This is a genomic window from Nitrobacter sp. MLSD-S21, assembly GCF_058809865.1.
In genome coordinates, this window is record NZ_JBXASZ010000022.1 from 1 (window position 1) to 1,786 (window position 1,786).

The 1,786-nt window shown below is 63.9% G+C and carries 1 protein-coding gene; it reads left to right on the forward strand.

Features of this window, described 5'->3' with window-relative positions:
* Positions 1–86 precede the first annotated feature (86 nt).
* Positions 87–1,760, forward strand: coding sequence for an integrase catalytic domain-containing protein (locus tag AC1RT6_RS21195; RefSeq protein ID WP_472791942.1), 1,674 nt, complete (start codon positions 87–89; stop codon positions 1,758–1,760).
* The last annotated feature ends 26 nt before the right edge of the window (positions 1,761–1,786 follow it).

A 1,786-nucleotide genomic window follows, 5' to 3' on the forward strand; every position in this document is an offset into this window, starting at 1 on the left:
GGGGCGCATTGCCTCATCGAGAATGTTACTGAAGGATTCCGCGCCGATGACTGGAGCGGCGTCACCGAATCAGGTCGGTGGCACCAATGGCGAGCGGGATCAGCATGGGCGCACGGCGCGAGCTGTTGGCGGCGGTAGCTAAGCGCTACCGGACGGCAGGTCGAGCTGAGAAGGGACGCATCCTCGATGAATTGACAGCGACAACGGGCTGGCATCGCAAGCACGCGGTACGCGCATTGTCGGCTGTCGGAAGGAACAGGTCTGGACTGCCATTGAGCGAGGAGGCTACCGGCGGCGCGGAGCCTGCGAGCCGTCGGCGGCGCAAGTACGCTCGTGTGCGCGACGCGCTGATTGCGCTGTGGGAAGCCTCCGATCGCGTGTGCGGCAAGCGCCTCGTATCGATGATCCCAGCGCTGTTGCCCGCACTGGAGCGGCATGGCCGGCTGAAGCCGACGAGCGCAGAGCGTGCGCTGCTGGTAACGGTGAGTGCGGCGACGATTGATCGGATATTGATCGACGTGAAAGTTGCAGCCGCGGGTGGTCGGCGGCGGCGGATCGGATTCTACTCGGCAATTCGACGCGAGGTGCCGATCCGAACCTTCAACGACTGGGCGAACCCGCCGCCAGGCTTTTGCGAGATCGACATGGTCGCGCACGGCGGGACGAGTGTCGCCGGTTCGTTCATCCAGACGCTGACGATGGTGGATATCGCGACAGGATGGACGGAATGCCTGCCGCTGATAGCACGCGATGGCAGCCTCGTCGTCGAAGCGATGACCCGAGCGCAGAGTTTGTTCCCGTGGCTGATCCGCGGCGCCGACTTCGATAACGATAGCGCGTTCATGAACGACGTCGTTGTTCCGTGGTGCCGAGCCCAGAAGATCGAGGTGACGCGGTCCCGCGCCTACAAGAAAAACGACCAGGCTTTCGTGGAACAGAAGAACGGCGCGGTGGTCCGGCGGCTCGTCGGCTACGGGCGCTTCGATGGGGTCGCGACGGCGCGCGTGATGGCACGTCTCTACGCGGCGGCGCGCCTGCACGTGAACTTCTTCCAGCCGTCCTTCAAGCTCAAGGAGAAGCGTCGCGAGGGCGCGAAGGTGATCAAACGCTATCATCCGCCGGCCACACCGTACGAACGTGCGCTCATGCATCCGAAACTCGCACTAACGATCAAGCGCCGTCTGCGCGAGACATACTGCACTCTCGATCCCGTGCAACTGCTGGCCGAGATCCGTGCGGCGCAGGAGGAACTTGGTGAGCGGATCGGCAAACGCGGTCTTGCGCCAGCAGCCAGCGGATCGCCGGCTGACCCGCTGGCGTTCGCCCGATCGCTCGGCACGACGGCCACGACCACCGAAGTGCGAGCCACACATCGCAGGCCGAAACGGCGATACAAGAAACGCATTCGCATGCCCTTGAAGCTCGATCCGTATCTCGCGACGATCGAGAACTGGCTTGCCGTCGAGCCGCAGATCACCGCGCTGACCATCGTGCGCAGGCTCGCCGCAATCGATCCTTCGACCTTCAGCGACAAGCAGCATTCGATCGTTCAGCGCCTGCTTCGATCCTTCCGGCAGAAGGTGGCGGAGACGATCATCGCATCCATGTCAGCGCAACCGATAACGTCGCCGGGCATGCGGCCCCGGCCTGTGGACGGCGCTGCGTGTGATGATCACTCCGCCCCGCCCACAGTCCCTCCAGGGAGCCGGCCACACCAGTGTCGATCCGGCGACCAATCCCTAGACCTTCATCCCGGGTAACATTCCTTCCTGAGGCAATACGGGGG

What these genes read in the sequence shown, in the direction of transcription:
- AC1RT6_RS21195 (WP_472791942.1), top strand. Translation starts at nt 87, where the DNA reads ATGGCGAGCGGGATCAGCATGGGCGCACGGCGCGAGCTGTTGGCGGCG.